Raw genomic sequence first — 26,513 nt, forward strand, 5'->3', positions numbered from 1 at the left:
AGGAAAAAGCGCTGATCCCAACCGGTCCGTCCACGCCTCACCCAGCGCTGTAACGGCGCCCGAGGTTCTCCGATAAACGGTCATCATCCTTCTGACCAGGAGAAACCATGGCTACAACGGCACCACGAGCGGTCACACCCGGTAGATCCAAGACCCTTGGCATACTCGCATTGGTCTTCGGGATCATCGCGCTCGCCATCAGTCCCGTGCCGATCCTCAACAACGTCGGGGCGATCATCGGCGGCGCGGCGGTCGTACTCGGCATCATCGGAATCTGGAAATCCGCGCGTGCCATGTCCATCTCCGGTGTCGTATGCGGAATAGCGGGCATCGCCATCACGCTTGTTCTGCAAGCGCAGTGGTCCGCCGAACTCGACAAGGTCGGCGATCAGCTCAAGAACATGCCGATGCCCACCGCCACCCAACCGAAGTAACATTCATCGCTTCGAACAAAAAGACGCCCCGCCTGAAAAACACGGGCTAATCCATTCGGGCGATTTCCGGCTAAGCAGTTCATCAGCGCCCGGCTTCTGCTAGTATAGATGTTATGAGCACTGGGGAAATGGGGATAAAACTGTCGAGTCGGGAGTGGCTTGACCGGTTCATCGAACAGGCCGTCGTAGTGCGTCGTGCCGAAGCCGAGTCATTACATCAGCTTGCCGAGTTGGATAAGGAGGGTTGCGCCGGTCGAATTCGGGTACTGCGGTTCGGCGGCGACTCTGGCGCGGGACGTGCTAGGCATTAGTCGTGCCGAAGCACGCCGAATGGCCGAACGGGCACGAATGTTGTTCGGCGCGCTCGGTATCAGTGGGGAACCACTCTCCCCGGATTTACCGAACACCGCCGAAGCCTATTCGCGCGGAGAAGTCGGCACCGAACACGTGGACCGGATTCGTCAGTTTGCCGGCGAGCTTTCCGCCGAGATACTGATCGGAGACGCGTGGCCGATCGCGGAAAAGGCTCTCGCCGAGATCGCCGGTGAGGTCGGACCACACTGGCTCGTCCGTCCGATTCGAGAACTGCAGACGCGACTCGATCCGGATGGACAGGAACCCACCGACCGCGAACTCACCCGCCCAGCCCGGCAGATCTGGCTGGAGCAGTAGCAGAACAACTGGACCATCCGCGGAACCCTGGACCACGAAACCGGCCCAAACTCCGCAGCGCCCTCGACGCACTCGGCAAACCCCGCAGCACCGAAACCAACGGCGGCACACCCGATATACGCACCCAGGCCGAACGCGACGCCGATGCATTAGCCGACGTGATTCAACTTGCCGCGAACTCGGAAAACCTCCCCGAATCAGGCGGCGAAGTATTCGACATGGGCTGCCGCGAACGCACCGCACCACCAAAACTCCGCCGCCGACTCATCGCCCGAGACCACGGCTGCGCCCACCCCGACGGCGGACTCACCACCGAAGAAAACATGGTGCTCCGCTGCGCCCACCACCACACCCTCATCCACAACACCGACTGGCAAGTTCGCATCACCAAGGGCAAACCAGAATTCACCCCACCCGAATATCGGCCGTTCCATTGCGGAAAGCGCCATTTTGTGACCTCAGCGGAGGGTCGTTAGCGTTGCAGCCATGGAATGGAATTTCCGGTCGGCCGGGGAGCTGGCGGCCGCGCTCCGTGCCGGCGAGGTGTCCTCGGTGGAACTGACCGACGCGGCGATCGCCGGGATCGAACGGGATGACGGGGCGATCAACGCGATCTGTGTGCCCGACTTCGATCGCGCGCGGGTGGCGGCGCGGGACGCCGATCGAGCACGCGCCCGGGGTACGGATCGGCCGCTGCTGGGTATTCCGGTAACGGTCAAGGAGTCCTACAACATGGCCGGGATGCCCACGACCTGGGGCATGCCGCAATACCGGAACTTCGAACCACCCGAGGATGCGGTACAGGTGTCGCGGCTGAAAGCCGCGGGCGCGGTAGTGCTCGGCAAGACCAATGTGCCCCTGGGGCTGCAGGACATCCAGAGTTTCAACCAGATCTACGGCACCACCAACAACCCGTGGGACACCAGTCGCACCTCGGGCGGATCCTCCGGCGGCTCGGCGGCGGCCCTGGCGTGTGGATTCGGCGCGCTGTCCATCGGCTCCGACCTCGCGGGTTCGCTGCGCACCCCGGCACATTTCTGTGGCATCCACGCACACAAACCGACACTCGGACTGGCGGCGATCCGCGGTATGACGCCGCCGTCCGCACCGGCTCTGCCGACCGAAGCCGATCTCGCCGTGGTCGGCCCGATGGCGCGCACCGCCGGTGATCTCAGTCTGCTGCTCGACGTGATGGCCGGCCCGGACCCGTTGACACTCGGCCTGGCCCACCAGGTGACGCTACCGCCCGCGCGCCACGAAACACTCGGCGACTTCCGGGTCCTGGTCCTCGACGAGCATCCGCTGATCGCGACCGGGACCGCGGTTCGAGCGGGAGTGAACCGGGTGGCCGACGCGCTTGTCGCCGATGGTGCCCGCGTCGAACGGCACAGCCCACTGCTGCCCGATCTGGCCGAAGCCGCGTCGCTGTACATGCGGTTGCTGGTTTCCGGCACCGTTGCACGTTTTCCCGTCGAAGGGTACGAGCAGCTGCGGGACCGCGCAGCCGGACTGAACCCACACGACCACAGCCTCGATGCGACCCGGCTGCGCGGAATGGTGTCGAGTCACCGCGATTGGCTCGAGGTGACCAACCGTCGTGAGATCCACCGCCACGGCTGGCGGCAGCTGTTCGCCGGGTTCGATGCCGTGCTGTGCCCGATCACGCCGACCCCCGCGTTCCCGCACGACCACAACCCCGATCCGTTGCAGCGGAGGCTCGATATCGACGGGGCCGAGTACCCGTACTTCGACCAGCTCGTCTGGGCCGGACTGGCCACCATGCCCGGCCTTCCCGCGACGGCGATACCGACGGGGCGCTCCCCCGAGGGGCTGCCGGTGGGAGTACAGCTCATCGGTCCGATGTTCGAAGACCGCACCACACTGCGACTGGCCGAACTGCTCGAACAACGAATCGGTGCCCCACCGGCCGCGTGCTAGGTGCCCGTCTCACCCCAGCCGAGCGCGAACCACAACTGCATACGCACCTCCGCGTCCGCGAGATCGACGCCGAGCAACCGCCGCACCCGTTCGATCCGGTGCCGCAGGGTGTTGCGATGCACGCCGAGCTGCGCCGCGGTGGCCTCCCAGTTGCCGTGGTTGGCCAGCCAGACACGCAAGCTCGCGGCGAGATCGGTCCCGGCGAGCGGGCGCAACCGGTCCTCGGCGAACCGGTGCGCCTGGTCCGGGGAGATGAGGCCGCGCAAGCCCGCCGCGGTCAGCTCCTCGGCGCGCACCGGCCTGCCGAGGGTGCGTGCCCTGCGCAGCAACGCCCGGGTCCGCCGTGCCGCCTCGGCGAGCTGCCCGGCCTCACTCGCCTCGCTGGTCACGGCCAGCCATCCGCCCCGGTGCAGCGCGGCCAGTTCGGCGGAATCGACATCGCGGTCGAGCACGGCGAGGAATTCCCTCCCGTCCACGGCGCACAAGGGGGTGGCGAGCGGAATCGGCCGCGGCTCCGGTGTGGTGGCCACCCCGCGCACGATCCGGTACGGGCCATCGGTACCGAACAGTGCGGCGAGCTCGGCGGGCTCACCGAGCAGCGTCCGGGTGGCGAGCGCGGAAACCTCGGTGAACGTCTTCCGCGGCACGCTCGCACCGAGCAGGGCCAGTGCCACGGCGATGATCGCGCGATCGCTGTCGTCCGGCCGCCGCGCCAGGCCGACACCGAGCACCTCCCGGCTGCGGCCACCCACCGGCTGAGCCAGTAGCCGGGTGCCGTCCACGGTCTCGGTCGCGGCGATGTCACTCGTCCCCGTCCGCTCGGTGAGGATGCGCAGTTCCGCGGGAAGCGGATCGGGAAACCGGTGCCCGGAAAGGACCGCGCCATGCGCGTCGAGCAGCACCACCCAGCCACCGAGAGTCTCGGCGAGCACGGTGAGCAGTGCCTCGCGGGGCCGGTCCCCGGTGAGCGCGGTGCTCAGCGCGCGCTGGGCCGAGGCGAGCCGGCGCCGCCCGGCCTCGGCCCGGTCTGCCTGCAGTTCGGCCACCGCGCGGCACACCGCGATGAACGGGGTCGAGCCCGGAACGAGCAGCAACGCGAGCCCCTCCCGCGCGCAGGCGTGCTCGAGTTCATCCGGCACGGCATGGAACACGGGCTCGAGGCCGAAGCCGAGCGCACCGACCCCGGCCGCTACCAGGCGGGCCACATAGTCCCGCAGGGGCTCGGGCTCGGGGACGAGATCCACCCCGGCGGTGAGCAGGAGTTCCCCGCCGAGCAGATAGGGCCGCGGATCGGTCAGCTCGCACGGATGCGCCCCGCGGACCGGCACATCCAGCCCGGCCGCTACCCGCACCTCCAGATCGAGTTCGCGAACGGCGAGCAGCTCGCGCAACGAGACCTCGGCTTCGGCGAAACTGGTCATTGTGCCCAATGCTAACCCGCGATCGGGCCGGATCATCCCATTCCGCGCCGTCTCCGGCGGGCCTACGGTTCGAACCCAGCCGTAACCGCCGGAGGTCAGCCATGGGTGTCGACTATCTCGTGATCACGCTGTACATCCTGGGCATGCTCGCCATCGGCTGGCTCGGCACCAGGCTGGCGCGCACTCGCAGCGACTTCATCGTGGCCGGGCGGCGGCTCGGCACCACGATGTACTCCGGGACGATGGCCGCGGTGGTGCTCGGCGGGGCCTCCACCATCGGCAGCATCGGTCTCGGCTACACATACGGGATCTCCGGTGCCTGGCTGGTGATCGCCATCGGGCTCGGGCTGCTCCTGCTGCACGCGGCGTTCGTGCGGCGCATCGTCCGGCTCCGGGTGTACACGGTCGCCGAGATGCTGCGGATCCGATACGGGCACGTGGTGGAACTGCTCACCGCGATCGTGATGTGGGCCTACACCCTGATGGTCGCGGTCACCTCGGTGCTGTCCTTCGCCACCGTGTTTGCGGTGCTGTTCGCGCTCCCCTCGGCCGCGGCGATCGCGCTCGGCGGGGCGATCGTGGTGCTGTACTCGACGCTCGGCGGGATGTGGTCGATCACGATCACCGACATCGTGCAGTTCGGCCTCAAGACGATCGGCATCTTCGCGATCCTGCTGCCGATCGCCCTGACCAGCGCGGGCGGGCTGAGCGGGATCGGCACGCGGCTCGGCGAACAGTTCCTCGACCCGGTCGGTATCGGCGGCGCTGCCATCGGCAGCTACCTGCTCACCTACGCGCTCGGCCTGCTCATCGGGCAGGACATCTGGCAGCGGGCGTTCACCGCGCGCACCCCGAAGATCGCCACCACCGGTGGGCTGATCTCGGGCACCTACTGTCTGCTGTACGCGATCGCCGGTGCGGTGATCGGCGCCGCGGGGCACGTGCTCTATCCGAACCTGGGCAAGGCGGACGACGCCTTCGCGGTACTCGTGGAGAACCTGCTGCCGACCGGGCTGCGCGGGCTGGTGCTCGCGGCCGCGCTGTCCGCGCTGATGTCCACATCCAGCGGGGCGTTGCTGGCCTGCGCCACCGTGGCGAGCAACGATCTGCTCCCCCGGCTGCGCACCCGGGCGCCCGGCATCCGGATGGTCACCCTGGCCATGGGGGTGCTGATGATCGGTCTCGCGCTGAGCATCGGGAGCGTGGTCGGTTCCCTCAACATCGCCTACAACCTGCTCGTCGGCGGTCTGCTCGTGGCGATCCTCGGCGCCCTGGTGTGGCCGCGGGCCACGGCGGCCGGGGCGATCGCCGGAATTCTGGCCGGTTCGGCGACGGTCGTGGTCACCATGGTGATCAAGGGAGTACTCGCCGACGAGCCGATCTACTACGGGCTCGGCGTGAGCCTGCTGGCCTATGTGACGGTCAGCCTCGGGACCCGGCGCACCGACCGGGACGTCCTCGCCGGATGGCGGCGGCGCATGCACGAAGGAGCGACATCGACATCATGAGCACCACCGGTCCGCTGGATCCCACGGCCATGCCCCGGTTCGGCGGCTTCGCCACCTTCGCCCGGTTACCCCGGCTCGAGGATGTCGGTCACGCCGAGGTGGCGATCCTCGGCGCGCCCTTCGACTCCGGAGTTTCCTACCGCCCCGGGGCCCGGTTCGGCCCGGCCGCGGTGCGCGATGGGAGCAGACTGCTCCGCCCCTATCACCCCGGCCTGGATGTGGCACCGTTCGCGGCGATGCAGGTCGCGGATGCCGGGGACACGGCGCTGAATCCCTTCGCGATCCACGAGGCGATCGGGGAGCTGGAGCGGGTCGCCGCCGAATACGGGGACCGCGGCACGAAACTGGTCACAGTGGGCGGGGACCACACGATCGCCCTCCCGTTGCTGCGTGCCGCCGCGCGACGACACGGCCCGGTCGCCCTGCTGCACTTCGACGCGCACCTGGACACCTGGGACACCTACTTCGGCGAGCCCTACACGCACGGCACCCCGTTTCGCAGGGCCGCCGAGGAGGGATTGCTGGACACCGCGAGCGCCTGCCATGTCGGTACCCGGGGCCCGGTGTACGGCCGGGCGGATCTCGAGGAGGACGAGCGCCTCGGGTTCGGCATCGTCACATCCGCGGATGTGCTTCGCAGCGGCCCGGACGAGATCGCCTCGGCATTACTGGACCGGATCGGCGATCGGCCCCTGTACATCTCGATCGACATCGACGTTCTCGATCCGGCGCATGCACCGGGCACCGGAACCCCGGAAGCCGGCGGGATGACCAGCCGCGAACTCCTGGAGATCCTGCGCGGGCTCCGCCCGGCCAGGCTCGTCGGCGCGGACGTGGTGGAGGTCGCCCCCGCCTACGACCACGCCGAGATCACCGCCATCGCCGCCGCGCACGTGGTCTACGACCTGCTCGGCCTCTACGCGCTGCGGGCCGGCCGTGGCTGAGCGCACCGGCGGGGACCTGGTGGCCGAATCGTTGCGGACGCTCGGCGCGGACACCGTACTCGGCCTGCCCGGCCAGCACGCGCTCGGCCTGTTCGAAGGCTTGCGCCGCAACGGGATGCGCACCCTCACCTATCGGATGGAGCACAACGCGGGGTTCGCGGCGGACGGTATGGCACGGGTACGCCTGCGCCGTGACGAATCGGTCCCGGTCACCCCCGTGGCCGTCTCGACCGGACCGGGTGCGCTGCTCGCCCTTCCCGCGCTCCAAGAGGCGTTCGCCGCCTCGGTTCCGCTGCTCGTGGTCGCCAGCCAGATCCCGAGCGACGGCCTCGGCGGGGCGCGTCGCGGTTATCTGCACGAGCTCGCGGATCAGCGCGCCATCGCCGCCGGGGTGGTGAAGACCGCGCGCACCGTGCAGCACGCCGAGCAGATCCCCGCCGTGCTGCGCCAGGCGTGGCAGGACGCGGCGAGCCCGCCGTACGGACCGAGCTGGGTGGAGATCCCTCAGGATGTGCTGCTCGCGCCCACGAATCTCGGCACGGTACGCGAGCTCCCGATCCGGCCCACCGCCCCGGAACCGGTGCCGCTCGAAGAGGTCACCCGGCTGCTCGACGGCGCCCGCAACCCGGTGATCCTCGCCGGTGGCGGAGTCGCGCGAGCCTGCGCGGAACCAGAACTGCGCGTCCTCGCGGAACGGCTGCGCGCCCCGGTGGTGAGCACCTTCGGCGGCAAAGGGGTGTTCCCCGCACGGCATCCGCTCTCCTGCGGTTCCTGGCTGGAGGACCGGCACACCACCGATTTTCTCGCCGCAGCCGATGTCCTGCTCGTGGCCGGTTCCGGGCTCGGCGAGCTGTCCGGCAACTACCACAGCCTCCGTCCACAAGGGACAGTGGTGCAGATCGAGGCGGATGCCGGGAAACTCGCCGCAAACCTGCCCGTGGTTCCGGTGCACGCTGATGCGCGCGAAGCACTCGCCGGGCTGGCCGCCGCGGTCACCGAACGCGACCCGGACGGACGCGCCGAGGAGGCGGTCACCGCCCTGCTCGCCGCCGTGCGGGAGCGCCTCGACGGCCAGGACCTCGAAGCCGAACGGGCGCTGCTCGACGCGGTGTGGGAGGGAGCCGGGGAACACGTGCCGAGCTTCTGGGACATGACGATCCTCGCCTACTGGGCCTGGTCGGCCTGGCCGGGGCGGATGCATTCGGCGCAGGGCACCGGCGGGCTCGGCTACGCGTTCCCCGCCGCACTCGGTGCCGCCGCGGCCACCGGCTCTCCGGTACTCGCGGTCTCCGGGGACGGCGGCGCGATGTACGGGATCGCCGAATTGGCCACGGCGGCACAGCATCAGCTGGACGTCACCTGGCTGATCGTGGACGACGGCGGATACGGGATCCTGCGCGAGTACCTCGACGGCGCCTTCGGCCCGGAAGCCGCACACGGCCCGGCGGTGGACCTCGCCCGGCCGGATTTCCTCGCCCTGGCCCGCTCTTTCGGTGTCCGCGCCGCCCGCACCGCACCCGACCGGCTCAGCACCGATCTCGCCGCCGAACTCGTCACCCCTGGCCCGGGCGTGCTCCTGCTCTCCGCCCGCCCGCGCCTGTTCGCACCGAGCTGAGGCGCCGGGTGCCCGGCGAGGACTACAGTTTCGGTGTATTGGCCAGGAGTTCCCGAGTGTATTCGTGTTCCGGCGCGTCGAGCACCCGGTCCACCGTGCCCTGTTCGACGATGAGCCCTTCGCGCAGCACCGCGATCCGGTCGGCGACGTGCCGGGCGAGCGCGATGTTGTGCGTGACGAACAGGATCGACATGCCCAGTTCGGTGCGCAGTTCGCCGAGCAGTTCGAGGATGGTGGCCTGTACCGAGACATCCAGGGCCGAGGTGACTTCATCGCAGACGAGCACCTTCGGAGTGGTGACCAGTGCCCGTGCGATCGCGGCGCGCTGGCGTTGCCCTCCGGAGAGCCCGCCGGGGAGCCGGTCGGCGTACTCGGGGTCCAGCCGCACCTGCTCGAGTACCTCGGCCACCCGCTTCCGGCGCTGGTCCTTGTCCAGATCGGTCAGCTGCCGCAGCGGAACCTCGACCGATTCGGCGATGGTCCTGCGCGGGTTGAGCGAGGAGAACGGGCTCTGGAACACGTACTGCACATCGCGCAGCTGTTCGCAGCTTCGTTTCCGCGCCGAGGCGGAGAGTGGATTCCCGTCCAGGGTGACGGTTCCGGTGCACTTCTCGATCAAGCCGCACAGGCTGCGGGACAGTGTGGTCTTGCCCGATCCTGATTCGCCGAGCAGCAGCACGGATTCCCCGCGCCGCACCGCGAGGTCCACCCCGCGCAGCACCTTGGTGTCCGCATAGGACACTTCGATGCGTTCGGCGCGCAGCACCACGTCCTCGTCCGGTTCCTCGGCTTCGCTGCGGCCGACCGGCCCTTCGATCCCGGGGACGGCGGCCATCAGCGCGCGGGTGTAGGAGTGCTGCGGCTCGTGCAGAACCTGTCGTGCCGCACCGGATTCCACGATCTCACCGGAGTACATCACCGCGACCCGGTGCGCGATCTGGGCCACAACGGCCAGGTCGTGGGTGATGTAGAGGGCGGCGGTGTCCTGTTCGGCGGCGAGCTTGGCCACGGTCTCCAGGATCAGCGCCTGGGTGGTGACATCCAGTCCGGTGGTCGGTTCGTCGAGCACCACGACGCTCGGTTTCCAGGCGAACGCCATGGCGATCCCGACCCGCTGCTGCTGGCCACCGGAGAGCTGGTGCGGGTAGCGGCGCTGATACTCGGTATCGGAGGGCAGGCCGACCTCGGTGAGCGTCTCGCGCACCCGGTCCTCGACCGAACCGGGGTAACCGTGCACCTCGAGCACCTCGGCGATCTGCTTGCCGATCCGCAGGCTGTGGTTGAGCGAGAGCGCCGGATCCTGCGGAATGTAGGAGATCACCCTGCCGCGCAGTGCCCTGCGCTGTTTTTCCGGCAGCGCGAGCACATCCGAGGGCGCGCCGCCGCAGGAACTGGCCAGCACCGATCCGGAGACCGCCTTGAGCCCGGTACGGAAGTGCCCGAGCGCGGCGAGCCCGGCCGTGGTCTTCCCGGAGCCGGATTCCCCGACGAGTGCGAGGATCTCCCCCGGTTCGATGGAGTACGAGACGCCGCGCAGCACCGGCGTGTCGTCCACAGTGGACACGTGCAGGTCGGTGACATCGAGCGCGGTCACGATTCCTCCGTCGTACGTCGGGCCGCGGCCGCGGCGAGCGAATCGGTGATCAGGTTGGTCCCCACGGTCAGCACCGCGATGGCGAGCACCGGGAGCACCACGCCCCAGGGTTGCACCACGAGCGCGATCCGGTTCTCGTTGATCATCAGCCCCCAGTCCGCCGCTGGTGGCTGGATTCCCAGTCCCAGGAAGGAAAGCGAGGCCACGTACCCGATCGAGTAGGTCAGCCGCAGTCCGAGCTCGACCATGAGCGGACCGGTGATGTTCGGCAGCACCTCGCGCAGCAGGATCCGCCTGCGCGGCATGCCGTAGAGCTGCGCGGCCTTGATGTAGTCCTGCCCGATCACCCCGACCGTGGTCTGGCGCGCCACCCTGGCCACCCGCGGCGCGTGCGTGATGCCGATGACCAGGATCAGCAACCAGCCCTTCGGACCGATCATGGCGATCGCCAGCAGGGCGAACACCAGTTGCGGGATGGAAAGGAGCACATCCGAGCCGCGCATGATCAGCCCGTCCAGCCAGCCGCCGGTGTACCCGGCGAGCATGCCGAGCGCGGCACCGAGCAGCACCCCGATCGCGGTGGCGGCCAGGCCGTAGCCGAGCAGATCGAGGCCGCCGTCCAGGAACCGGGTCAGTACATCCCGGCCGACCCCGTCGGTTCCCGCCATTCCGTTGGCGTGGAACGGTTTTCCGGAGAAGTCATCGGGCTGGTACCCGGTGATCATGTTGCCGAACAGCGCACCGGCCACCGCGAGCAGCACGACGATCCCGGTCAGGGTGAGCCCGATCTTGGCCTGGCGCAGCCCGAGCGCACGCCGCAGTAGTCCGCCGCTCATTTCGCCACCTCCGTGCGCAGCCGCGGATTCGTGACGATGCCGACCACATCGGCCAGCAGGTTCACCACCACGTAGACCCCGGCGATCAGCAGGGTGATGGCCTGCACCACCTGGACATCCCGGTTGTTCACCGCGTCGATCAGCGCCGCGCCGATCCCCGGATAGCGGAACAGGAACTCCACCACGACCACCCCGCCGGCGAGCCAGGCCAGTTGCAGCGCGATCACCTGTGCCACCGGTCCGCTCGCCTGCGGCAGCGCGTGCCGGAACAGCACGATCCGCTCCGGGATCCCCTTCAGCCGCGCCATCTCCACCGAACCGCTGGCCAGCACCTCGATCATCGTGGCCCGCATCATGCGCACGATGTACGGAGTCACCACGAGCACCAGGGTCAGCACCGGAAGCACCAACTGCGTGGGCCGCTCCCAGACCGGAGTGCCCGGGGGCGAGAGGGTGACCGAGGGCAGGAGCTTGAACACCGAGGTGGAGAACAGCACCACGAGCGCCACGCCGATGACGAACTCCGGGAGGGCGGCGATCACCAGGCTGAACCCGGAGACCACGTGGTCACTGGTGCGTCCGGCACGGATCGCGCTCCAGGTGCCGACCACCAGCCCGATCGGTGTGCTGATCACCGCCGAGGCGATCAGCAGCACCAGCGAGGCCCCGATCCGGTCGGCGAGCAGGGTGTTCACCGAGCCCTGGGTGGAGGTGGAGAACCCGAGGTCCCCGGTGAGCACGCCGGAGAGCCAGTCGAAATACCGTTGCCACACCGGGACGTTCAGGTGCATGTGCTCCTGCAGTGCCGCGATGCGTTCCGGGGTGGCCTGGGTACCGAGAATGGCCCGCGCGGGGTCACCGGGCAGCAGCAGCGTCGCCACGAACACGAGTATCGAGACCACCAGCAGCACCAGCACGCTGATCAGCAGGCGGCGCAGGATCATCCGGATCATGCGCCACCTCCCTGGCCGAGCCAGGCATTGCGGAATTGGTAACCGGAAAGCGGGATGCCGGTTCGGTCCGGAACGAGCCCGGCCACGTACACCTGATAAGCGTCCACCTGGTTGGGGAACGCCCAGATGATGTCGCCGCCGCGTTCGTACTCGATGCGCTGTGCCTGGTGCAGCAGCTTGGTCCGCTCGGCCGTGTCGACGGTGCCCTGCGCCTTCGCGATGATCGCGGTGAACTCCGGATCGCCGAAATGCGTCTCATTGATCGGTGAGCTCGGCAGTGCGCCGTTGTTCACCTGGGGAAGATAATTGCGGGTGTACCAGAACGACTGGGCGAAATCCCAGTTCTTGTAGTTCTCGCCGAAGAAGGTGGTGGTGTCCACCTTGTGCAGCCGGATGGTGATCCCGGCATCCTTGGCCTGGCGCTGGAAGACCTGCGCCGCCTCCACCGCCCCGGCCTGGATGGGCGCGGTGGTCAGTTCCACCTCGAGGTTCGGCTTCCCGGCCGCGGCGAGCAGTCCCCGCACCTTGCGCAGATCGCGGCGCCGTTGCGGAAGCGTGGAATCGTAGGCCGGATCGTAGGGCGCGTACAGATCATTGGCCACCCGCCCCTGGCCGGAGAGCACCTGGTTGATCATCTGCTCGCGGTCGATCACCAGCCGCAGCGCCTGACGCACCCGCACATCGTCGAACGGCGGGCGGTCGACCCGCATGGTGAACGGCTGCCAGGTTCCGGTGCGGGAGTTGAGGATCCGGATCCGTTCATCGCTGCGCAGCACGTCGATCAGCGCGACGGGCACCTGGTCGATCACGTCGACTTGGGAGGAGAGCAACGCGTTGATGCGGGCGTCGTCCTCGGTGAAGTTGGTGAGCACCAGCTTGTCGAGGTAGGGCTGGTCCGGTACCCAGTAGTGCTCATTGCGCAGGAAGGTGCTCTGCAGCCCGGCGTCGAAGGTGCCCATCCGGAACGGCCCGGTGCCGATCGGCTTCTTGACGTCGAAGTCCGCGGGCACGATCCCGAGCGAGTACTGCCCGAGGTAGTCGTCGAAACCGGCGGTGGCCTGAGAGAGCCGGAACTCGACCGTGCGGTCCCCGGTCGGCACCACGGACTCGAGCATCGAGAGGCTGGCCGCCCCGGTCTTCGGATCGTCGGGATCGGTGATCCGGCGGAAGCTGGCCACCACGTCCCGGGGCATGACCGGGCGTCCGTCGTGGAACTTGATGCCCTTGCGGATGGTCGCGGTCCACACCGTGGCGTCCGGCGAGCTCACCACCGATTCCGCGACCAGCGGGCGCAGGCGGAACTGGTTGTCCCGGTAGAGCAGCGCCTCGTAGAGATTGATCGTGCGGGCGATATCCGGATTGGTGGCCGGGATATGCGGATCGAGGGTGTCCGAGGAACCGCCACCGGTGACCCCGACACGCAGCATGCCGCCACGTTTCGGCGGACCGGCGGGCGCACTGGCCTCGGCATCCGCGGCGCGGCCGCAGCCCGAGAGCACCGGAACGGCGGCCAGTCCGGCGGCGAGGCCGAGGAAACCACGGCGGCCGATCCGGTGGTATTTCGATGAGGGATTCATGAGAGTTGTCCGAGACACGAGGATACAATTCGGCTGTTGTTCGAATCCGATGAATTCGGTGGAAATCCGATTGACGTGGTGAAAATCGAAAGACGGGGAGCCGAAAAGCTAAGTGTAGATGGCGCGGCCCGCGTAGTCCGGGGCCTTTCCGATGTGGCACTCCAGCCGCGCGGCGATGTGCTCGGGGAATGCCGCCGCCTTGCCCGCCGACACATGCAGCGCGAGCAGTTCCTCGGTGGCGACCAGTGATCTCTCATGGAACATCTCGTGGCAGAAACGCAGCTTCTTGCCCGAGACGGAAAGGACTTTCGTGTGCACGCGAACCTCGGCGCCCAGGCCGACCTCGCGCAGGTACCGGACGTGCGCCTCGACGGTGTACAACGAGGAGTCCGTCGCGGACCGGTACTCGGCGTCGATGCCGACGACGTCCATCATGGCCGTCGTCGCATCGCCGAAGATCAGGACGTAGAACGGTTCGGAGAGATGGCCGTTGTAGTCGATCCATTCCTCGCGAACCCGCGCAGAATACTCGAGACTACCCACGGGCATCACCACCAATCGCTCGTCGCAGGGCGATCACGGCGCGATCGCGTTCCGCGATCAGCTCCGCGATCGAACGCCCGTCCGCCTCCTCGAGGCAGCCGTCCACCATCCGGTCCCGCAGCTCCTTGGTGAGTTCGGGCGCGTCCAGCCGGGTCCACGGGGATTTCAGCGAGGGACCGAAATGATCGAGCATGTGGGCCATCCCGCCGTCCCCGCCCGCGAGGTGGAAGGTCAGGCACGGGCCCTGCACCGGCCAGCGCAGACCGGGGCCCTCGGTGATCGCGGTGTCGATCTGCTCGACCGTGGCCTCCCCGTTGGCTACCATGTGCAGCGCCTCCCGCCACAGCGCCTCCTGCAGCCGGTTCGCGATGAATCCGGGGAGCTCGCGACCCATGGTGATCACGGATTTGCCGACATGGCGGTAGAAATCCGAGGCCCAGTCCACGGCCCAGCGCTCGGACCGCTGCCCGCCGACCACCTCGACGAGCGGGATCAGGTACGGCGGGTTGAACGGGTGGCCGACCACGAGCCTGCCCGGGTTCGCCGCCTTGGTCTGCATCTCGGTCATGCCGTACCCGGAAGTGGAGGAACCGATCACGATGCCTTCGGGGGTGGCCGCCTCGATATCGGCGAGCAGCTTCTGCTTCAGCTCGAGTTCCTCGGGCCCGCTCTCCTGGACGAAGTCCGCGCCTTCGACAGCCTCGGCGAGTGTCGCGGTGAACCGCAGCCGATCCTGCGAAGCGCCCTGCGCGAGGCCGAGTTCGGTCAGCGCGGGCCAGGCGCGCTGCACGAGCAGCCGCAGGCGTTCCTCGGCACCCTCACCCGGGTCCCAGGCGAGCACGTCGAATCCCTTGGCCAGGAAGTGCGCGGCCCAGCCGCCACCGATCACCCCGGCCCCGATGCACGCGATGGTGCGCGCCTGCTGTGGTTCAGCCACGATTGGTCCCCTTCAGTCCGAGCTGTTCGCGTGCTTCCGCCGCGGTGGCCACGGTGGCGCCGAGATCCTCGACGATCTCCACGGCGCGCTCCACGAGCTGTCCGTTGCTCGCCTTGACTCCCTTGGACAGGTACAGGTTGTCCTCGAGCCCGACCCGCACGTGCCCGCCGAGCAGCACCGACTGGGCGACCCAGCGCATCTGGTTGCGCCCGATCGCGAACGAGGCCCACTGCGCGTTCTCCGGGAGCAGCTCGACCATGGTCTGCAGTAGTGCGGGTTCCGCGGGTGCGCCGTACGGAATTCCCATGCACAGCTGGAAAAGCGGCGGCGGATCGATCAGCCCCTCGGCCACCATCTGCTTGGCGAACCAGAGCTGGCCGGTGTCGAAGATCTCCATCTCGGGCTTCACGCCGAGTTCCTGGATGCGCGCGGCACCCGTGCGCAGCATGTCCGGGGTGGAGATGTAGAGCTGGCTGCCCTCGCCGAAGTTCAGCGAGCCGCAGTCGATGGTGCAGATGTCCGGAAGCAGTTCCTCGACGTGCGGCAGCCGCTGCAGGCCGTTGACCAGATCGGTGCCCTCGACCGGCTTGAGCGGGTCCTCCACGTCGATGAACAGGTCCCCGCCCATGCCCGCGGTCAGGTTGAGCACCACGTCCACGCCGCTTTCCCGCACCAGGCGGACGGTTTCGCGGTACAGCGCGACATCCCTGCTGCCCTGCCCGGTCTCGATATCGCGAACATGGATGTGCACGACCGCCGCGCCAGCATTGGCCGCCTCGATCGCCGAATCTGCGATCTGACGCGGGGTGACCGGAACCCGATCGCTCTTGCCGACCGTATCGCCCGCTCCGGTGAGCGCGCAGGTGATGATGGTGCTTGTCATTCCTCGCCCTTCTCCTCGGCGCCGCCGAGGATGTTGTTCTCGATGTACTCCCGCAGCTGGCTGCGCATCGCCTCGACGGAGCTGTTCGGGTGCCCGGTGAGCACCTGCACGCCGAGCCCGTCGATCAGCGCGGTCAGCGCGGTGGCCGACCGGTCCGGGTCACCGGAGCGGAACAGCCCTTGCTCCTGGCCGCTCCGGATGGTCATCGCGATGGTGCGATAGCGCCGGTCGTAGGAGTCCCAGTACAGCGAACGCAGTGCCGGGTTGAGGGCGCTCTCGTTCCACACCTGCAGCCACACCGACCATTCCGCGTGCAGCAGACCCTCGAGCGGCAGCTGCAGCTCGACCAGCCGGTAGAGCCGTTCGTCCGCGCACTCGATGGCGTGCAGCTCGGCGACCTGGCGGTCGAACGCGAGTTTCACATTGCGCCGCAAGGCATCGTTGAGCACATCGTCCTTGGTCGGGAAGTAGTAGTGGATCCGTGCCGTGCTCGTCCCACAGGCCTTCGCGATGTCCGCGATCCGGACTTTGTGGTACCCACGCACGGCGATGAGCTCCCAGGCCTTCTCCAGGATCCGCCGCCGTGGCTCCTCCTTGGTGTCCGCGCGCGCCGGGATCGCCGGTACCGCGGCCACCGTTTTCGCCTCGTCGCTCCCGTTGAGCAACCAGTTGACCGTCACTCCGCAATGCTCGGCGATCCGCACCAGTTCGTGTGCCGCGAACTGCCGCTTGCCGACGAGCGCCTTGGACAGCTTCGACTCGTCAAGACCGATCGCCTTGGCGAAATCCCGCTGCACTCCGGGCATCGCCTTGACGAGACCACGGACGCGCCCGGCCACGCCGTTCGATGAACTCGATCCTGCCGGGGAAGTCACGGGAAGGCAGATTAGTCAGCAATTGCGATAATCGCAAGCTCACATCGCAATTTAGTGTTCTGACCTGCGAATTTCTGTAGACCTAACTGACTGATCAATACCGAGGGTGTGGAATTCGATACCCGGCCGCCGCGTTGTACCGCTCGTGGGTACCGTTGCGCTCTCCGTGCTCGACCGCTCGAGCATCCGCGGCGAACAGGACCGTGCCGCCGCCATCCGGGACACCGTCAGGTTCGCACGCCAGGCGGAATCGCTTGGCTACCAACGCTTCTGGGTCTCCGAACACCACAGCGTTCCCGGGGTCGCCGGTTCCGCGCCGACGGTGCTCGCCACCGCCATCGCCGATGCGACCGAGCGGATCCGGGTCGGCACCGGTGGGGTGATGCTGCCCAACCACCGCCCACTGGTGGTCGCCGAACAGTTCGGGGTGCTCGAGGCGCTGCATCCGGGGCGGATCGACCTCGGCATCGGGCGCTCACTCGGCTTCACCGGAGGGGTGCGCGCGGCACTCGGGGCTGAGGCCACCACGGACTTCGAACCGCGGGTGAGCGAACTGCTCGGCTACTTCGACGCGACCAGCGGGCCCTACCCCGGCGTGCACGCCTTCCCCGCGGAGTGCACCCATCCCCCGGTCTTCTTGCTGGCCACCGGCGCCGGTGCACAGCTCGCGGCGCGGCTCGGGCTCGCCCTGGTCATCGCGCCGGTACGGGGAACCGAGCAGCTGCTCGAACGGATTGCCGAATACCGTGCGGCCTTCGTGCCCTCCGCGCGGCTGCCCGCTCCTTATGTACTTCTGTCCACATCGGTCGCCGTCGCCGAGACCACCGAGGCGGCGCGGCGGCTGCTGCTCCCCGAGGCCTGGGCGACCGCCTACTCCCGCACCCACGGGGTGTTCGGCCCGCTCGAGCCGGCCGATGCCGTACTGGCCCACCCCTGGTCGGCACGGCAGCAGGCGAGCATCGAGGAAACCCTCGGCCAGCAGATCTACGGCACCCCGCTCGAGGTGGGCGAGCGGCTGCGCGAACTCCTGGCCCGCACCGGAGCCGACGAGCTGCTGATCACCATGAGCACCTTCGACCGTGCCGAGATGCTGGACTCCTACACCCGGCTCGCCGAACTCCACCTGCCCTAGAGTGGGGGCATCGACGGTCGAGACGGGGATCCGGTGACACAGCACGACGAGGAATGGGCACGCATCGCCTGCGAGGTGCTCGAGACGCACTATCCGTACGGCTGCGGCCATCTCGCCACCGGCCCCGGCGACCTGGACATCGAACCGGCCCGGCTGCATCCGGCTTTCCACGGCGCCTATGACTGGCATTCCAGCGTGCACATGCAGTGGTCCCTTGTCACCCTGCTGGACCGTGGCGGGCTCGGCAGGGAGACCGCGCTCCGGGCCAGGTGGCTGCTCGCCGAACGGTTGCGAGCGGAGAAGCTGGACACCGAGATCCGTTACCTGCGAACGCATCCGGGGTTCGAGCGGCCGTACGGACTGGTGTGGGCGCTGCTGCTGTGCGCCGAACTGCCGCGCTCCGCGCCGACCCGCGGGTTCGCTGCGGTGACCGGTCCGCTGGTGGACACGGCCGCCGAACTGCTCGGCGGATGGCTCGCCGGGCTGCGCTATCCCGTCCGGCACGGCACCCATGCCAACACCGCTTTCGCACTGTCCACTCTGTACCGCGCGGGCACCGGGCTGGGGCACGAACTCGCCGATACGGCACGGGAAACGGCGCTGCGATTGTTCTCCGGGGACACCGGATACGACACCCGGTTCGAACCCTCCGGGAACGAATTCCTCTCCCCCGCGCTCACCGAGGCCGAGCTGATGTGCGCGGTGCTGCCCGCCGGACAACGCACCGCCTGGCTCGACCGGTTCCTCCCCGGGCTGGGCGGGGAAAACCACGGCGAACTGCTCACCGCGCCCGAGGTGGACGATCCCACCGAGGGGCAGCAGGGCCACCTCTACGGGCTCGCGCTGTCCCGCGCCTGGCAGCTGCGTGCGCTCGCGGCGTACCTGCCCACCGAACGCGCCGCGACACTCCGCGCCGCCGCACACACCCAGTTCGAATCGGCACTTCCGGTCGTCACGGCGGGAAATTTCCACGCGACGCACTGGCTGGTGTCGTTCGCCCTGCTCGCCGAAGGAGCACAGTCATGAAAGCCGTGGTGTACACCGAGTACGGCGGAACGCCCGCGCTCACCGAGGTGCCCGAACCGGTCTGCCCGGACGACGGAGTGATCGTCGAGGTCAGCGCGACCGGGGTGTGCCGCTCCGACTGGCACGCCTGGCGCGGGCACGATCCCGTTGCCCTGCCCCACATTCCCGGGCACGAGTTCGCCGGAGTGATCCGCGAGACCGGTTCCGGAGTGCAGTGCTGGCGCGCCGGGGACCGGGTGACGGTGCCGTTCGTGTGCGGTTGCGGAACCTGCGGCTACTGCGCGGCGGGCGACCCGCAGGTTTGTCCACAGCAGACACAACCGGGATTCACCGGGTCCGGGTCCTTCGCCGAACGAGTCGCGGTGCACGCCGCGGACACGAATCTGGTCGGGCTGAGCGATTCCGTGGACGATATCGCGGCTGCCTCGCTCGGTTGCCGGTTCGCCACCGCGTTCCGCGCCGTGCACGCGCATGGGCGGGTGCGGGACGGGGACCGGCTCGCGGTGCACGGTTGCGGCGGGGTGGGACTCTCCGCGGTGCAGATCGGGGTGGCACTCGGTGCCCGGGTGCTCGCCGTGGACATTTCCGCGCGGGCACTGGAGAAAGCGCGAGCGCTCGGCGCGGAACACACCGTGGATGCGGGCAGCTGCCCGGACACCGCGCCGGCCATCCACGAGCTCACCGGCGGCGGGGCGCACGTGTCACTCGACGCGCTCGGTTCCGCGGCGACCGCGGCCGCCTCGGTGCGCTGCCTGCGCAGGCGCGGACGGCACATCCAGGTCGGACTGCTGTTCGGGGATGCGGCGCGGCCGCCGTTGCCGATGGACACCGTGATCGCCCACGAACTGGAGATCCACGGCTCGCACGGGATGGCGGCGCACGAATATCCGGCGATGCTCGGGCTGCTCGCCGAAGGCAGGTTGCGCCCGGAACTGCTCGTCGGCTCGGTGATCGGGCTCCCCGAGGCGGGCGCGGCCCTTGCCGGACTCGACGAACCGGGAACGGCGGGAATGACCGTGATCTCGCTCGCGAGTCAGGACACCGGAACGTCCGCGAGGAAGTCCAGCACCAGGCGGCTCGCCCGCGCCCGAAACTCCTCGAAGTAGGCGTGCCGTGCGCCCTCGAGAAGTTCCAGCCGCGCCTGCGGAATCCGTTCGGCGAGCAATGTCGCGTTCGCGACCGGATTGAACACATCCTCGGTGCCGTGCACGATCAGGGTCGGCGCGGCGATCCGGTCGAGCACCGCCCAGCTGTCGTGCCGCGCGCTGGCGAACCGGTGCCTGCGACGGGCGTACCCGGGCATCCCTGGATCCCCGAGTGTGCTGTGCGGTCCCGGATGCGTGGCAAGCCAATCCGGGGTGTACATCAGCTCGGCCAGACCACCCCGCCTGGTCAGCGCCTCGGTGATCGCGGGATCCCGTGGCACGCCGTGCGCATCGCCGGGTGAGGTGCAGCCGAGTACGAGCCGGTCGAGCCGTCCCGGATGGTTGACGGCGAACCACTGCGCGACCCGCCCGCCCATCGAGGTGCCGTACACGTGTGCCCGCGCGGCCCCGAGATGATCGAGCACCGCGCGGGCGTCCTCGGCGAAACCCGTTGTGCTGTAGGAATCCGTGTCCGGCTTCGCGCTGCACCCGGTGCCCCGGTAGTCGAGGGTCACGGCGCGGAAGACCGCGGAGAAGTCCTCGAGCACCGGATCCCACCAGTGCCGGGAATTTGCCTGCCCGGCCAGCAACAGCAGAGTGCGCGCGCCTTCCCCGTGCACCTGGTAGTGAATGGAGGTCCGGTCCGAAGCGAGCGCGTAAGGCACGCCCGATGATAACCAGTCAGCCCTGTCGGGCCTTGAGCCTCGGGTTCTTCTTGTTGATCACGTAGACCCTCCCCTTGCGCCGGACCACCTGGGAACCCGGCTTGTTCTTCAATGCCCGCAAGGAATTCCGCACCTTCACGACCGCGCCCCCTTCCGCTGCCCGTAGCGCCTGCGGAACTTCTCCACCTGGCCCTCGGTGTCCATGATCCGGCGGTTGCCCGTCCAGAACGGGTGCGACCATGCGCTCACATCCACACGCACGAGCGGATAGGTGTTCCCGTCCGACCAATCCACGGTCTCCCGCGAGGTGATCGTGGACCGGGTGAGGAAAGCATCCCCGGTCGCATTGTCGCGGAACACTACGGGGTGGTAGTCGGGATGGATGTTCGGTTTCACCTGTCGTTCTCCTTCATCTTCGACCGTGTTAGTCTACTGAAAACGATAATCATTAGCAACTTCGGAGAGGGTCGTGGCGAAGAAATCCAAGATCGTCAAGAACGAGAAACGCAAGACAACCGTGGCCAGGTACGCGCACCGGCGCGCCGCGCTCAAGGAGACGGTGCGCTCCCCGCAGTCGAGCCCGGAGCAGAAGGCGGAGGCGGTGTCCGCGCTGCAGGCCCTCCCTCGTGATGCGAGCCCCACCCGGGTGCGCAACCGGGACGCGGTCGACGGGCGCCCGCGCGGGCACTTCCGCAAGTTCGGGCTCTCCAGGGTGCGGCTGCGCGAGATGGCCCACCGCGGCGAACTGCCCGGCGTCTCGAAGTCCAGCTGGTGAAAGGGGGACGAGCCAGCATGCAGGGCCGACCGAAGCGTAAGCGCAACCTGCTCGCCGAGCGCGGAGTGTCCGAAGTGGACTACAAGGATGTGGAGCTGCTGCGCAAGTTCATCTCGGACCGGGGCAAGATCCGGGCGCGCCGGGTCACCGGGCTGACCCCGAAGCAGCAGAACCAGGTCGCCACGGCGATCAAGAACGCCCGCGAGATGGCACTGCTGCCCTATCCCGGACCGGCACGCGGCTGAGCGGTCAACCTCCCGCGTCCTCGTGCAGCATCAGCAGCACGGCGCGGTTGCGTTCCCCGCGTCCCGCATACACGTGCGGGGTGTCGGCGCCGAATCGGATCGAGTCACCGGCGGCGAGTTCGGCAGCGGATTCCTCGGGCCCCACAAAAGCCGCGCCCTCGGTGAGCACCAGGCATTCCCGGACCCCGGGCGCGTGCGCCGCCGAGCGCTGGTGCGCCTCGTCCAGTTCGATGTCGTACACCTCCACCGTGCCGCGCAGCCGGATTCGGTGCAGCAGCCGCGCGTGTACCGCATCCCCGTCCACTCGCGACCCCTGCCCGGCTCGGGTCACCTCGGCCGGGGCACCGTGCTGTTCGAGCAGTTCACCGAGCGGCACCTCCAGTGCGGTGGCCAGCGCCCACAACGTGGACAGCGTCGGATTTCCCGTACCCTGCTCGATTCCGTGCAGGGTGGTCTTGCTGATCCCGCCCGCCTCTCCGAGTTCGACCAGCGACAACCCCGCCGAGCCACGCAGGCGGTGAATGTTCCTGCCGACGATCCGCGCCCAATCCACGCGTACCATCATACTTGAACCGTGTATCAGTATGAAGAATGAGGTGGCGGCATGTCGGTATCCCGGCTGCGGGAGATTCCCGGTATCGGGGTGGACATCATTGGCGACGCGGCGGACGCGGCCGCAGATCCGGAACTGCTTCGCTTGGAGAACCTCGACACCGATGTGCGCCCGCCGCGCCGGGCCGTCGAGGTCACCCGCAACACGCTGGACCAGGATTCCGCGAACAGCTATCTGCCGTTCCAGGGACATCGCGGACTGCGGGCCGCGGCCGCCGCGCACGTCGGCCGGATCGCGGGGCGCTCCTATGATCCGGACACTGAGTGCGTGAGCGTCGCGGGCGGACTCAACGGCGTGCTCAACGCGCTGCTGGCCACCGTCGAACCCGGCGCGGAGGTGGTGCTCTGTGATCCGATCTATGCCGGGCTGGTCAACCGGATCCGGCTCGCCGGAGGTGTGCCCCGCTTTGTCGCGGCGACAGCGGGTCCGCACGGCTGGCGGGTCGACCCGCAGCGGCTCGCCGAGGCGATCGGGCCACGGACCGCCGCGGTGCTCGCCATGGGCCCGGCGATGCCCACCGGACTGGTGCTCGGCACCGAACACTGGGATGCGCTCGCCCCGGCGCTGGAGCGCACCGGTGCCTGGCTGCTCTATGACGCGGCCATGGAGCGCATCCGCTTCGACGGGATGCCGGTGCCCCATCCCGCAGCGCATCCCGGGCTTGCCGAGCGCACCATCACCATCGGTTCGGCGTCCAAGGAACTGCGCCTTATCGGCTGGCGGGTCGGCTGGGTGCTCGCCCCGCGGGAGATCCTCGCCGACATCCGGCTCGTCGGCATGGCCAATGTGGTCTGCCAGGTCGGGATCGCCCAGGCCGGGGTCGCCGCCGCGCTCGAAGCACCCGACGCGGATCAGGATGTGGCTCGGGCGACCGAGATCTGGCGCGGCCGCTGTGCGCACATCCTCGATCAGCTCGGCGATTATCCACTCGTGGCACCGGACGGCGGCTGGTCGCTGTTGCTGGACACGGCGGAACTCGGCCTGGACCCGGAGACCGCTTCGGCGCGGCTGTTCGAACGGGGCAGGATCGCGGCCACCCCGATGCGCGGCTGGGGCCCGAGCGGGGACCGTTATCTACGGTTCGTGTTCGCCAATGAACCACTCGACCGGATCGGCGATCTGCGCTCTCGGTTCGCGGCGGCGTTCTAGCGCGCCGCCCGGTGTTCGGTGCTCAACAGCACGAGCGTGCTCCCCGGGCCGGGCGATCTCTTGTCCGCCACGAGGAAACGCACGGCGGCCAGACTCGCCGAGCCGCATGGTCCGGAGGAGACACCGAGCGCGGCCAGCGCGGCCGAAGCCTCCGCCGCGGCCTCGTCGGTCACGGTGACCGCGGCGTCCAGCCCGTCCCGCAGATACGGCCAGGCCAGCGCCGAAACGGTGCCGCAGTGCAGCCCGGCCATGATCGTGGGCCCCGGCCGGATGCTGCGCCGCTGTCCGGCGTGCAGGTTGTCGGTGAGGCAGGCCGCGGTCTCCGGTTCCACGGCGAGCAGTCGCGGGCGGACCGCGGCGGTACCCCGGTAGTGCCGCACCGTCGCCTGGGCGAGCGAGCCGACCCCGACCGGGACGGCGACCAGGTCCGGGCTCGCCCCCGCCGCGGCGAGCTGCTCGTCCACCTCGGTGAACAGGGTCGAGTAGCCGTCCACGATCCAGCCGGGCACCCGCTCGTATCCGGGCCACGCGGTGTCCTGCACCAGTTCGGTCCCCGGATCGGCCGCGGCGAACCCGGCCGCGGCGCGCACCACCTCGTCGTACTCCGCGGCCACCGTGCGCACCACGGCGCCCTCGGCCTCGATCGCCGCGATCGCCTCGGCGTCCAGGGTGGCGGGGACGAAGACCACGGCCGGAATCTCGAGTAGCGCGGCCATCCGGGCCACGGCCCGCCCGTGGTTGCCGTCGGTCGCCGTGCACAACCGCGGCGGAATCCGGCCGGTGAGCCGGTCCCGCATTCCCTCGGGTGTGCCCGGGACCGGTTCGCCCACCCATTCGGCGATCGTGCGATGGATCGCGTAGAAGGCCCCGAGCGCCTTGAACGCGGGCAGGCCGAGCCGGGCGGACTCGTCCTTGACGAACACCCGGTGCACCCCGAGTTCCGCGGCGAGCGCGGGCAGCTCGGTCAGCGGTGTCGGCGCGTACTGCGGCAGCGCGGCGTGGAACGCGGCCACCTCCCGTGGTGCGGGCGGGCAGTGCAGCGTCGATGGCCCGGCGGCGCCGTACCAGGACCGGTGCGCGGTAGTCGTCGGGGAAGGCATGGGTCCACGGTGCCGCACCGGAAGCAGTTCGGTAAAGCGAATGTTTTCGACGTATACTGGTGGGGAAAATCGAACGATCGGTGGACACGTGTTCGACCTGCACCGGCTGCGGCTGCTCCGCGAGCTCAGCCATCGGGGCACCCTCGCCTCGGTGGCCGCCGCGCTGTCCTACAGCCCGTCCACGGTCTCCCAGCAACTGTCCATTCTGGAGAGTGAGGTGGGAGTCCCGCTGCTCGAACAGGTCGGCAGGCGGGTCCGGCTCACCGCGCAGGCGCGGATCCTCGTCGAGCACACCGGGGCCGTGCTCGACCGGCTGGAGACCGCGGCCGCGGAGATCGCGCGCTCACTCGAGGACCTGACCGGCACCCTGCGCGTGGCGATCTTCCAGACGGCCGCACTGACCCTGCTCCCGGAGGCACTGAGCGCGCTGCGCACCGCCCATCCCGAACTGCGGGTCGAGGTCACCCAGGCCGAACCCGAGGTCGCGCTGCCCGGTCTGCTCGCGCACGATGTGGACCTGGTGCTCGCCGAGGAGTACCCCGGTCACCCCCAGCCGCGGGGCGCCGAGGTGGAACGGGTCGAACTGCGCCGGGACACGGTCCTGCTCGCGCGAGCGCCGGGAGCGAAACGGGTGCGTTCGCTGTCCCGGCTCGCCGGACTGCCGTGGGTGATGGAACCGCGCGGCACGGCCTCCCGGTCCTGGGCGATGGCACTGTGCCGGGACGCCGGATTCGAACCCGATGTGCCCTTCGAGACCGACGACCTGCTCGTGCAGGCACAGCTCGTCGCACGCGGGCACGCCGTCGCCCTGCTTCCGGAACTGTTCACCGCGAACGCGGCGCCCGAACTCGCCTTGCACCCGATCCCCGGCGGCGGTCATGCCCGCACCCTGTTCACCGCGACCCGTCCGGGAATGGGCGAGCATCCGGCCGTGCACGCCTTCCGTGCCGCGCTCGCCGAGAACCAGCCCTAGCGTCGGTGCCCGTCTCCCGGTGGTGCGGTGAGAAAAGCGACGGCATGGTCGAAGGCGATCCTGGCTTCGGGTATCCGGTTCAGTCCATTGACCGGGAAGCCATGGGTCTGGGCGGGCCAGAGTTGCAGCTCGCAGTGCCCACCGGCCGCATTGACGTGTTCAGCGAAGGCCATGTTCTCCTCGGTGAGGCATTCGGTCTCGCCGATCTGGATCAGAATCGGCGGCCAGCCGCTGCTGTCGGCGGCGAACAGGTCGAGCCTCGGGTCGGAGAGGGATGTTTCCCCGACATAGGCCTTGTTGGTGCGCACGATCAGTCGTGGTGACGAGACGGGATCGCGCTGCACGTTGTCGCACCGGATGGCGGACTCGCCGGTGAGATCGATCAGTGGAGACATCAGATGCACCGCGGCAGGCAGCGGCAACCCGGCGCGGCCGAGATCACCGAGCAGCGCCAAGGCGAGGAAACCGCCCGCAGAATCGCCGGAGAGCCGGATCCGCTCCGCGGGCACCCCACGAGCGAGCAAGACACGATACGCGGCCAGCGCGTCGTCGCCCGCGGCGGGGAACGGATGGGCGGGCGGGCGCCGGTACCGCGGCAGGAACACCGGCATCCCGGTCCGCCCGGACAACACGGCGGCGCTCGCGCGGTGCATCGGCGGCAGCACGAATGCCCCGCCGTGCAGATGCAACACCACACCCTCCGATTCCTCGGCGTGCTCGGCGGCGATCCACCATCCCGGCGGGATGCCGATGCGGCGCACCGTGGTCGTGCGTGGCGGCCGCAGTACCGCGTCGATCCCACGTATCAGCGCTTTGTACAGCACCAGCCGAACCCCCTTCGGCCGCAGTCCTTCCAGCATGCGGCGTTGTCCACTTTCCCGCGCTTTCCGCAGCTGCTCGAGCGCTTCCGGACTCGGCTGCTCTGGAACCGTCACCTTGTCTCCCAGGGTGTCTTCGGTG

General features: G+C 68.9%; 29 protein-coding genes. 14 read left to right on the forward strand and 15 right to left on the reverse strand.

Annotated elements, in window-relative coordinates; translation table 11 throughout:
- Positions 1-107 precede the first annotated feature (107 nt).
- The 4 genes from A37U_RS41930 to A37U_RS0101495 all read left to right on the forward strand — a co-directional run bounded on the left by A37U_RS41930 (position 108) and on the right by A37U_RS0101495 (position 3,044).
- The gene (locus tag A37U_RS41930; protein WP_157182569.1) at positions 108-434 is read left to right on the forward strand and encodes a hypothetical protein; all 327 of its coding nucleotides are present in this window, start codon (positions 108-110) and stop codon (positions 432-434) included.
- Between the two features lie 330 nt (positions 435-764).
- Positions 765-1,106, forward strand: a complete 342-nt coding sequence (locus A37U_RS53330) for a DUF222 domain-containing protein (protein WP_020494829.1) — start codon at positions 765-767, stop codon at positions 1,104-1,106.
- A 158-nt stretch (positions 1,107-1,264) separates the two neighbouring features.
- Positions 1,265-1,582, forward strand: coding sequence for a hypothetical protein (locus A37U_RS53335; RefSeq protein WP_240437471.1), 318 nt, complete (start codon positions 1,265-1,267; stop codon positions 1,580-1,582).
- A 10-nt stretch (positions 1,583-1,592) separates the two neighbouring features.
- Positions 1,593-3,044: an amidase gene (locus tag A37U_RS0101495; RefSeq protein ID WP_020494831.1), complete on the forward strand. Its 1,452-nt coding sequence runs from the start codon at positions 1,593-1,595 to the stop codon at positions 3,042-3,044.
- Here the strand turns inward: A37U_RS0101495 and A37U_RS0101500 are convergent.
- A complete protein-coding gene (locus A37U_RS0101500) occupies positions 3,041-4,465 on the reverse strand; it encodes a PucR family transcriptional regulator (protein ID WP_020494832.1) in 1,425 nt (474 codons plus the stop codon). The genes A37U_RS0101495 and A37U_RS0101500 overlap by 4 nt on opposite strands.
- Positions 4,466-4,566: 101 nt before the next feature.
- Between A37U_RS0101500 and A37U_RS0101505 the strand changes: the two genes are divergently transcribed.
- The 3 genes from A37U_RS0101505 to A37U_RS0101515 are packed head-to-tail and all read left to right on the forward strand — an operon-like array spanning position 4,567 to position 8,532.
- Positions 4,567-5,973 (forward strand): sodium:solute symporter family transporter, encoded by a 1,407-nt coding sequence (locus A37U_RS0101505; protein ID WP_020494833.1) that lies wholly within the window; start codon positions 4,567-4,569, stop codon positions 5,971-5,973.
- The gene (gene speB / locus A37U_RS0101510) at positions 5,970-6,917 is read left to right on the forward strand and encodes an agmatinase (RefSeq protein WP_020494834.1); all 948 of its coding nucleotides are present in this window, start codon (positions 5,970-5,972) and stop codon (positions 6,915-6,917) included. Before A37U_RS0101505 ends, speB begins: the two co-directional genes overlap by 4 nt.
- Positions 6,910-8,532 (forward strand): thiamine pyrophosphate-binding protein, encoded by a 1,623-nt coding sequence (locus A37U_RS0101515; protein WP_020494835.1) that lies wholly within the window; start codon positions 6,910-6,912, stop codon positions 8,530-8,532. The genes speB and A37U_RS0101515 overlap by 8 nt, the downstream gene beginning before the upstream one ends.
- 22 nt (positions 8,533-8,554) lie before the next feature.
- Here A37U_RS0101515 and A37U_RS0101520 read toward each other — a convergent pair whose 3' ends face one another.
- From A37U_RS0101520 to A37U_RS0101555, 8 genes are all read right to left on the reverse strand, one after another.
- A complete protein-coding gene (locus A37U_RS0101520) occupies positions 8,555-10,126 on the reverse strand; it encodes a dipeptide ABC transporter ATP-binding protein (RefSeq protein WP_020494836.1) in 1,572 nt (523 codons plus the stop codon).
- Entirely contained in the window at positions 10,123-10,962 is an 840-nt protein-coding gene (locus A37U_RS0101525) for an ABC transporter permease (protein WP_020494837.1), read from the reverse strand. The genes A37U_RS0101520 and A37U_RS0101525 overlap by 4 nt, the downstream gene beginning before the upstream one ends.
- Positions 10,959-11,915, reverse strand: coding sequence for an ABC transporter permease (locus tag A37U_RS0101530; protein ID WP_020494838.1), 957 nt, complete (start codon positions 11,913-11,915; stop codon positions 10,959-10,961). The genes A37U_RS0101525 and A37U_RS0101530 overlap by 4 nt, the downstream gene beginning before the upstream one ends.
- Positions 11,912-13,492, reverse strand: coding sequence for an ABC transporter substrate-binding protein (locus A37U_RS0101535; RefSeq protein WP_020494839.1), 1,581 nt, complete (start codon positions 13,490-13,492; stop codon positions 11,912-11,914). The genes A37U_RS0101530 and A37U_RS0101535 overlap by 4 nt, the downstream gene beginning before the upstream one ends.
- Before the next feature lie 108 nt (positions 13,493-13,600).
- Positions 13,601-14,041, reverse strand: coding sequence for a thioesterase family protein (locus tag A37U_RS0101540; RefSeq protein ID WP_040586572.1), 441 nt, complete (start codon positions 14,039-14,041; stop codon positions 13,601-13,603).
- Positions 14,028-14,972 carry a 3-hydroxyacyl-CoA dehydrogenase NAD-binding domain-containing protein gene (locus A37U_RS0101545; RefSeq protein WP_020494841.1) on the reverse strand — a complete coding sequence of 315 codons (945 nt, stop codon included), beginning with the start codon at positions 14,970-14,972 and terminating at the stop codon, positions 14,028-14,030. Before A37U_RS0101545 ends, A37U_RS0101540 begins: the two co-directional genes overlap by 14 nt.
- Positions 14,965-15,855 carry a beta-keto acid cleavage family enzyme gene (locus A37U_RS0101550; RefSeq protein ID WP_020494842.1) on the reverse strand — a complete coding sequence of 297 codons (891 nt, stop codon included), beginning with the start codon at positions 15,853-15,855 and terminating at the stop codon, positions 14,965-14,967. Before A37U_RS0101550 ends, A37U_RS0101545 begins: the two co-directional genes overlap by 8 nt.
- Positions 15,852-16,661: a TetR/AcrR family transcriptional regulator gene (locus tag A37U_RS0101555; RefSeq protein ID WP_051111555.1), complete on the reverse strand. Its 810-nt coding sequence runs from the start codon at positions 16,659-16,661 to the stop codon at positions 15,852-15,854. The genes A37U_RS0101550 and A37U_RS0101555 overlap by 4 nt, the downstream gene beginning before the upstream one ends.
- A 214-nt stretch (positions 16,662-16,875) precedes the next feature.
- On the opposite strand from A37U_RS0101555, the gene A37U_RS0101560 reads away from it, so the two are divergent.
- From A37U_RS0101560 to A37U_RS0101570, 3 genes are read left to right on the forward strand one after another with little or no spacing between them, the layout of a single operon-like run.
- Positions 16,876-17,862 carry an LLM class flavin-dependent oxidoreductase gene (locus A37U_RS0101560; protein ID WP_020494844.1) on the forward strand — a complete coding sequence of 329 codons (987 nt, stop codon included), beginning with the start codon at positions 16,876-16,878 and terminating at the stop codon, positions 17,860-17,862.
- A gap of 33 nt (positions 17,863-17,895) precedes the next feature.
- The gene (locus tag A37U_RS0101565; RefSeq protein ID WP_020494845.1) at positions 17,896-18,888 is read left to right on the forward strand and encodes a DUF2891 family protein; all 993 of its coding nucleotides are present in this window, start codon (positions 17,896-17,898) and stop codon (positions 18,886-18,888) included.
- Positions 18,885-19,994, forward strand: coding sequence for a zinc-dependent alcohol dehydrogenase family protein (locus A37U_RS0101570; RefSeq protein WP_020494846.1), 1,110 nt, complete (start codon positions 18,885-18,887; stop codon positions 19,992-19,994). Before A37U_RS0101565 ends, A37U_RS0101570 begins: the two co-directional genes overlap by 4 nt.
- On the opposite strand, the gene A37U_RS0101575 is transcribed toward A37U_RS0101570, so the two are convergent.
- Genes A37U_RS0101575 through A37U_RS0101585 form a run of 3 tightly spaced genes read right to left on the reverse strand, consistent with a single transcriptional unit; the run spans position 19,922 to position 21,094 of the window.
- Positions 19,922-20,698 carry an alpha/beta fold hydrolase gene (locus A37U_RS0101575; RefSeq protein ID WP_020494847.1) on the reverse strand — a complete coding sequence of 259 codons (777 nt, stop codon included), beginning with the start codon at positions 20,696-20,698 and terminating at the stop codon, positions 19,922-19,924. The two genes, A37U_RS0101570 and A37U_RS0101575, sit on opposite strands and share 73 nt — an antisense overlap.
- 16 nt (positions 20,699-20,714) lie before the next feature.
- A complete protein-coding gene (ykgO, locus tag A37U_RS0101580) occupies positions 20,715-20,837 on the reverse strand; it encodes a type B 50S ribosomal protein L36 (protein ID WP_020494848.1) in 123 nt (40 codons plus the stop codon).
- The gene (locus tag A37U_RS0101585) at positions 20,834-21,094 is read right to left on the reverse strand and encodes a type B 50S ribosomal protein L31 (protein WP_020494849.1); all 261 of its coding nucleotides are present in this window, start codon (positions 21,092-21,094) and stop codon (positions 20,834-20,836) included. Before A37U_RS0101585 ends, ykgO begins: the two co-directional genes overlap by 4 nt.
- A gap of 73 nt (positions 21,095-21,167) precedes the next feature.
- On the opposite strand from A37U_RS0101585, the gene rpsN reads away from it, so the two are divergent.
- Entirely contained in the window at positions 21,168-21,473 is a 306-nt protein-coding gene (rpsN, locus tag A37U_RS0101590) for a 30S ribosomal protein S14 (protein WP_020494850.1), read from the forward strand.
- A 17-nt stretch (positions 21,474-21,490) separates the two neighbouring features.
- Complete coding sequence (gene rpsR, locus A37U_RS0101595; RefSeq protein WP_020494851.1) at positions 21,491-21,718, forward strand: 30S ribosomal protein S18; 228 nt, start codon at positions 21,491-21,493, stop codon at positions 21,716-21,718.
- Between the two features lie 4 nt (positions 21,719-21,722).
- On the opposite strand, the gene A37U_RS0101600 is transcribed toward rpsR, so the two are convergent.
- A complete protein-coding gene (locus A37U_RS0101600; RefSeq protein WP_020494852.1) occupies positions 21,723-22,283 on the reverse strand; it encodes a helix-turn-helix domain-containing protein in 561 nt (186 codons plus the stop codon).
- A gap of 39 nt (positions 22,284-22,322) precedes the next feature.
- Here A37U_RS0101600 and A37U_RS0101605 point away from each other — a divergent pair, with 39 nt between their 5' ends.
- Positions 22,323-23,480, forward strand: coding sequence for a pyridoxal phosphate-dependent aminotransferase (locus tag A37U_RS0101605; RefSeq protein WP_020494853.1), 1,158 nt, complete (start codon positions 22,323-22,325; stop codon positions 23,478-23,480).
- Here A37U_RS0101605 and A37U_RS0101610 read toward each other — a convergent pair.
- Positions 23,477-24,580, reverse strand: coding sequence for a diaminopropionate ammonia-lyase (locus A37U_RS0101610; RefSeq protein ID WP_083933133.1), 1,104 nt, complete (start codon positions 24,578-24,580; stop codon positions 23,477-23,479). The genes A37U_RS0101605 and A37U_RS0101610 overlap by 4 nt on opposite strands.
- 88 nt (positions 24,581-24,668) lie before the next feature.
- Here A37U_RS0101610 and A37U_RS0101615 point away from each other — a divergent pair, with 88 nt between their 5' ends.
- The gene (locus A37U_RS0101615; protein WP_020494855.1) at positions 24,669-25,553 is read left to right on the forward strand and encodes a LysR substrate-binding domain-containing protein; all 885 of its coding nucleotides are present in this window, start codon (positions 24,669-24,671) and stop codon (positions 25,551-25,553) included.
- Here the strand turns inward: A37U_RS0101615 and A37U_RS41935 are convergent.
- Complete coding sequence (locus A37U_RS41935; protein ID WP_020494856.1) at positions 25,550-26,488, reverse strand: alpha/beta hydrolase fold domain-containing protein; 939 nt, start codon at positions 26,486-26,488, stop codon at positions 25,550-25,552. The two genes, A37U_RS0101615 and A37U_RS41935, sit on opposite strands and share 4 nt — an antisense overlap.
- Positions 26,489-26,513: the final 25 nt, after the last annotated feature.

Source organism: Sciscionella marina DSM 45152 (assembly GCF_000379465.1).
GTDB lineage: Bacteria > Actinomycetota > Actinomycetes > Mycobacteriales > Pseudonocardiaceae > Sciscionella > Sciscionella marina.

Excerpts from the sequence above, each read along its gene's own strand:
- A37U_RS41930 (WP_157182569.1), top strand. The coding sequence starts at position 108 with ATGGCTACAACGGCACCACGAGCGGTCACACCCGGTAGATCCAAGACC.
- A37U_RS53330 (WP_020494829.1), top strand. The coding sequence starts at position 765 with ATGGCCGAACGGGCACGAATGTTGTTCGGCGCGCTCGGTATCAGTGGG.
- A37U_RS0101495 (WP_020494831.1), top strand. The coding sequence starts at position 1,593 with ATGGAATGGAATTTCCGGTCGGCCGGGGAGCTGGCGGCCGCGCTCCGT.
- A37U_RS0101500 (WP_020494832.1), bottom strand. The coding sequence starts at position 4,465 with ATGACCAGTTTCGCCGAAGCCGAGGTCTCGTTGCGCGAGCTGCTCGCC.
- A37U_RS0101505 (WP_020494833.1), top strand. The coding sequence starts at position 4,567 with ATGGGTGTCGACTATCTCGTGATCACGCTGTACATCCTGGGCATGCTC.
- speB (WP_020494834.1), top strand. The coding sequence starts at position 5,970 with ATGAGCACCACCGGTCCGCTGGATCCCACGGCCATGCCCCGGTTCGGC.
- A37U_RS0101525 (WP_020494837.1), bottom strand. The coding sequence starts at position 10,962 with ATGAGCGGCGGACTACTGCGGCGTGCGCTCGGGCTGCGCCAGGCCAAG.
- A37U_RS0101530 (WP_020494838.1), bottom strand. The coding sequence starts at position 11,915 with ATGATCCGGATGATCCTGCGCCGCCTGCTGATCAGCGTGCTGGTGCTG.
- A37U_RS0101535 (WP_020494839.1), bottom strand. The coding sequence starts at position 13,492 with ATGAATCCCTCATCGAAATACCACCGGATCGGCCGCCGTGGTTTCCTC.
- A37U_RS0101540 (WP_040586572.1), bottom strand. The coding sequence starts at position 14,041 with ATGCCCGTGGGTAGTCTCGAGTATTCTGCGCGGGTTCGCGAGGAATGG.
- A37U_RS0101550 (WP_020494842.1), bottom strand. The coding sequence starts at position 15,855 with ATGACAAGCACCATCATCACCTGCGCGCTCACCGGAGCGGGCGATACG.
- A37U_RS0101555 (WP_051111555.1), bottom strand. The coding sequence starts at position 16,661 with ATGCCCGGAGTGCAGCGGGATTTCGCCAAGGCGATCGGTCTTGACGAG.
- A37U_RS0101570 (WP_020494846.1), top strand. The coding sequence starts at position 18,885 with ATGAAAGCCGTGGTGTACACCGAGTACGGCGGAACGCCCGCGCTCACC.
- rpsR (WP_020494851.1), top strand. The coding sequence starts at position 21,491 with ATGCAGGGCCGACCGAAGCGTAAGCGCAACCTGCTCGCCGAGCGCGGA.
- A37U_RS0101600 (WP_020494852.1), bottom strand. The coding sequence starts at position 22,283 with ATGATGGTACGCGTGGATTGGGCGCGGATCGTCGGCAGGAACATTCAC.
- A37U_RS0101605 (WP_020494853.1), top strand. The coding sequence starts at position 22,323 with ATGTCGGTATCCCGGCTGCGGGAGATTCCCGGTATCGGGGTGGACATC.
- A37U_RS0101610 (WP_083933133.1), bottom strand. The coding sequence starts at position 24,580 with ATGCCTTCCCCGACGACTACCGCGCACCGGTCCTGGTACGGCGCCGCC.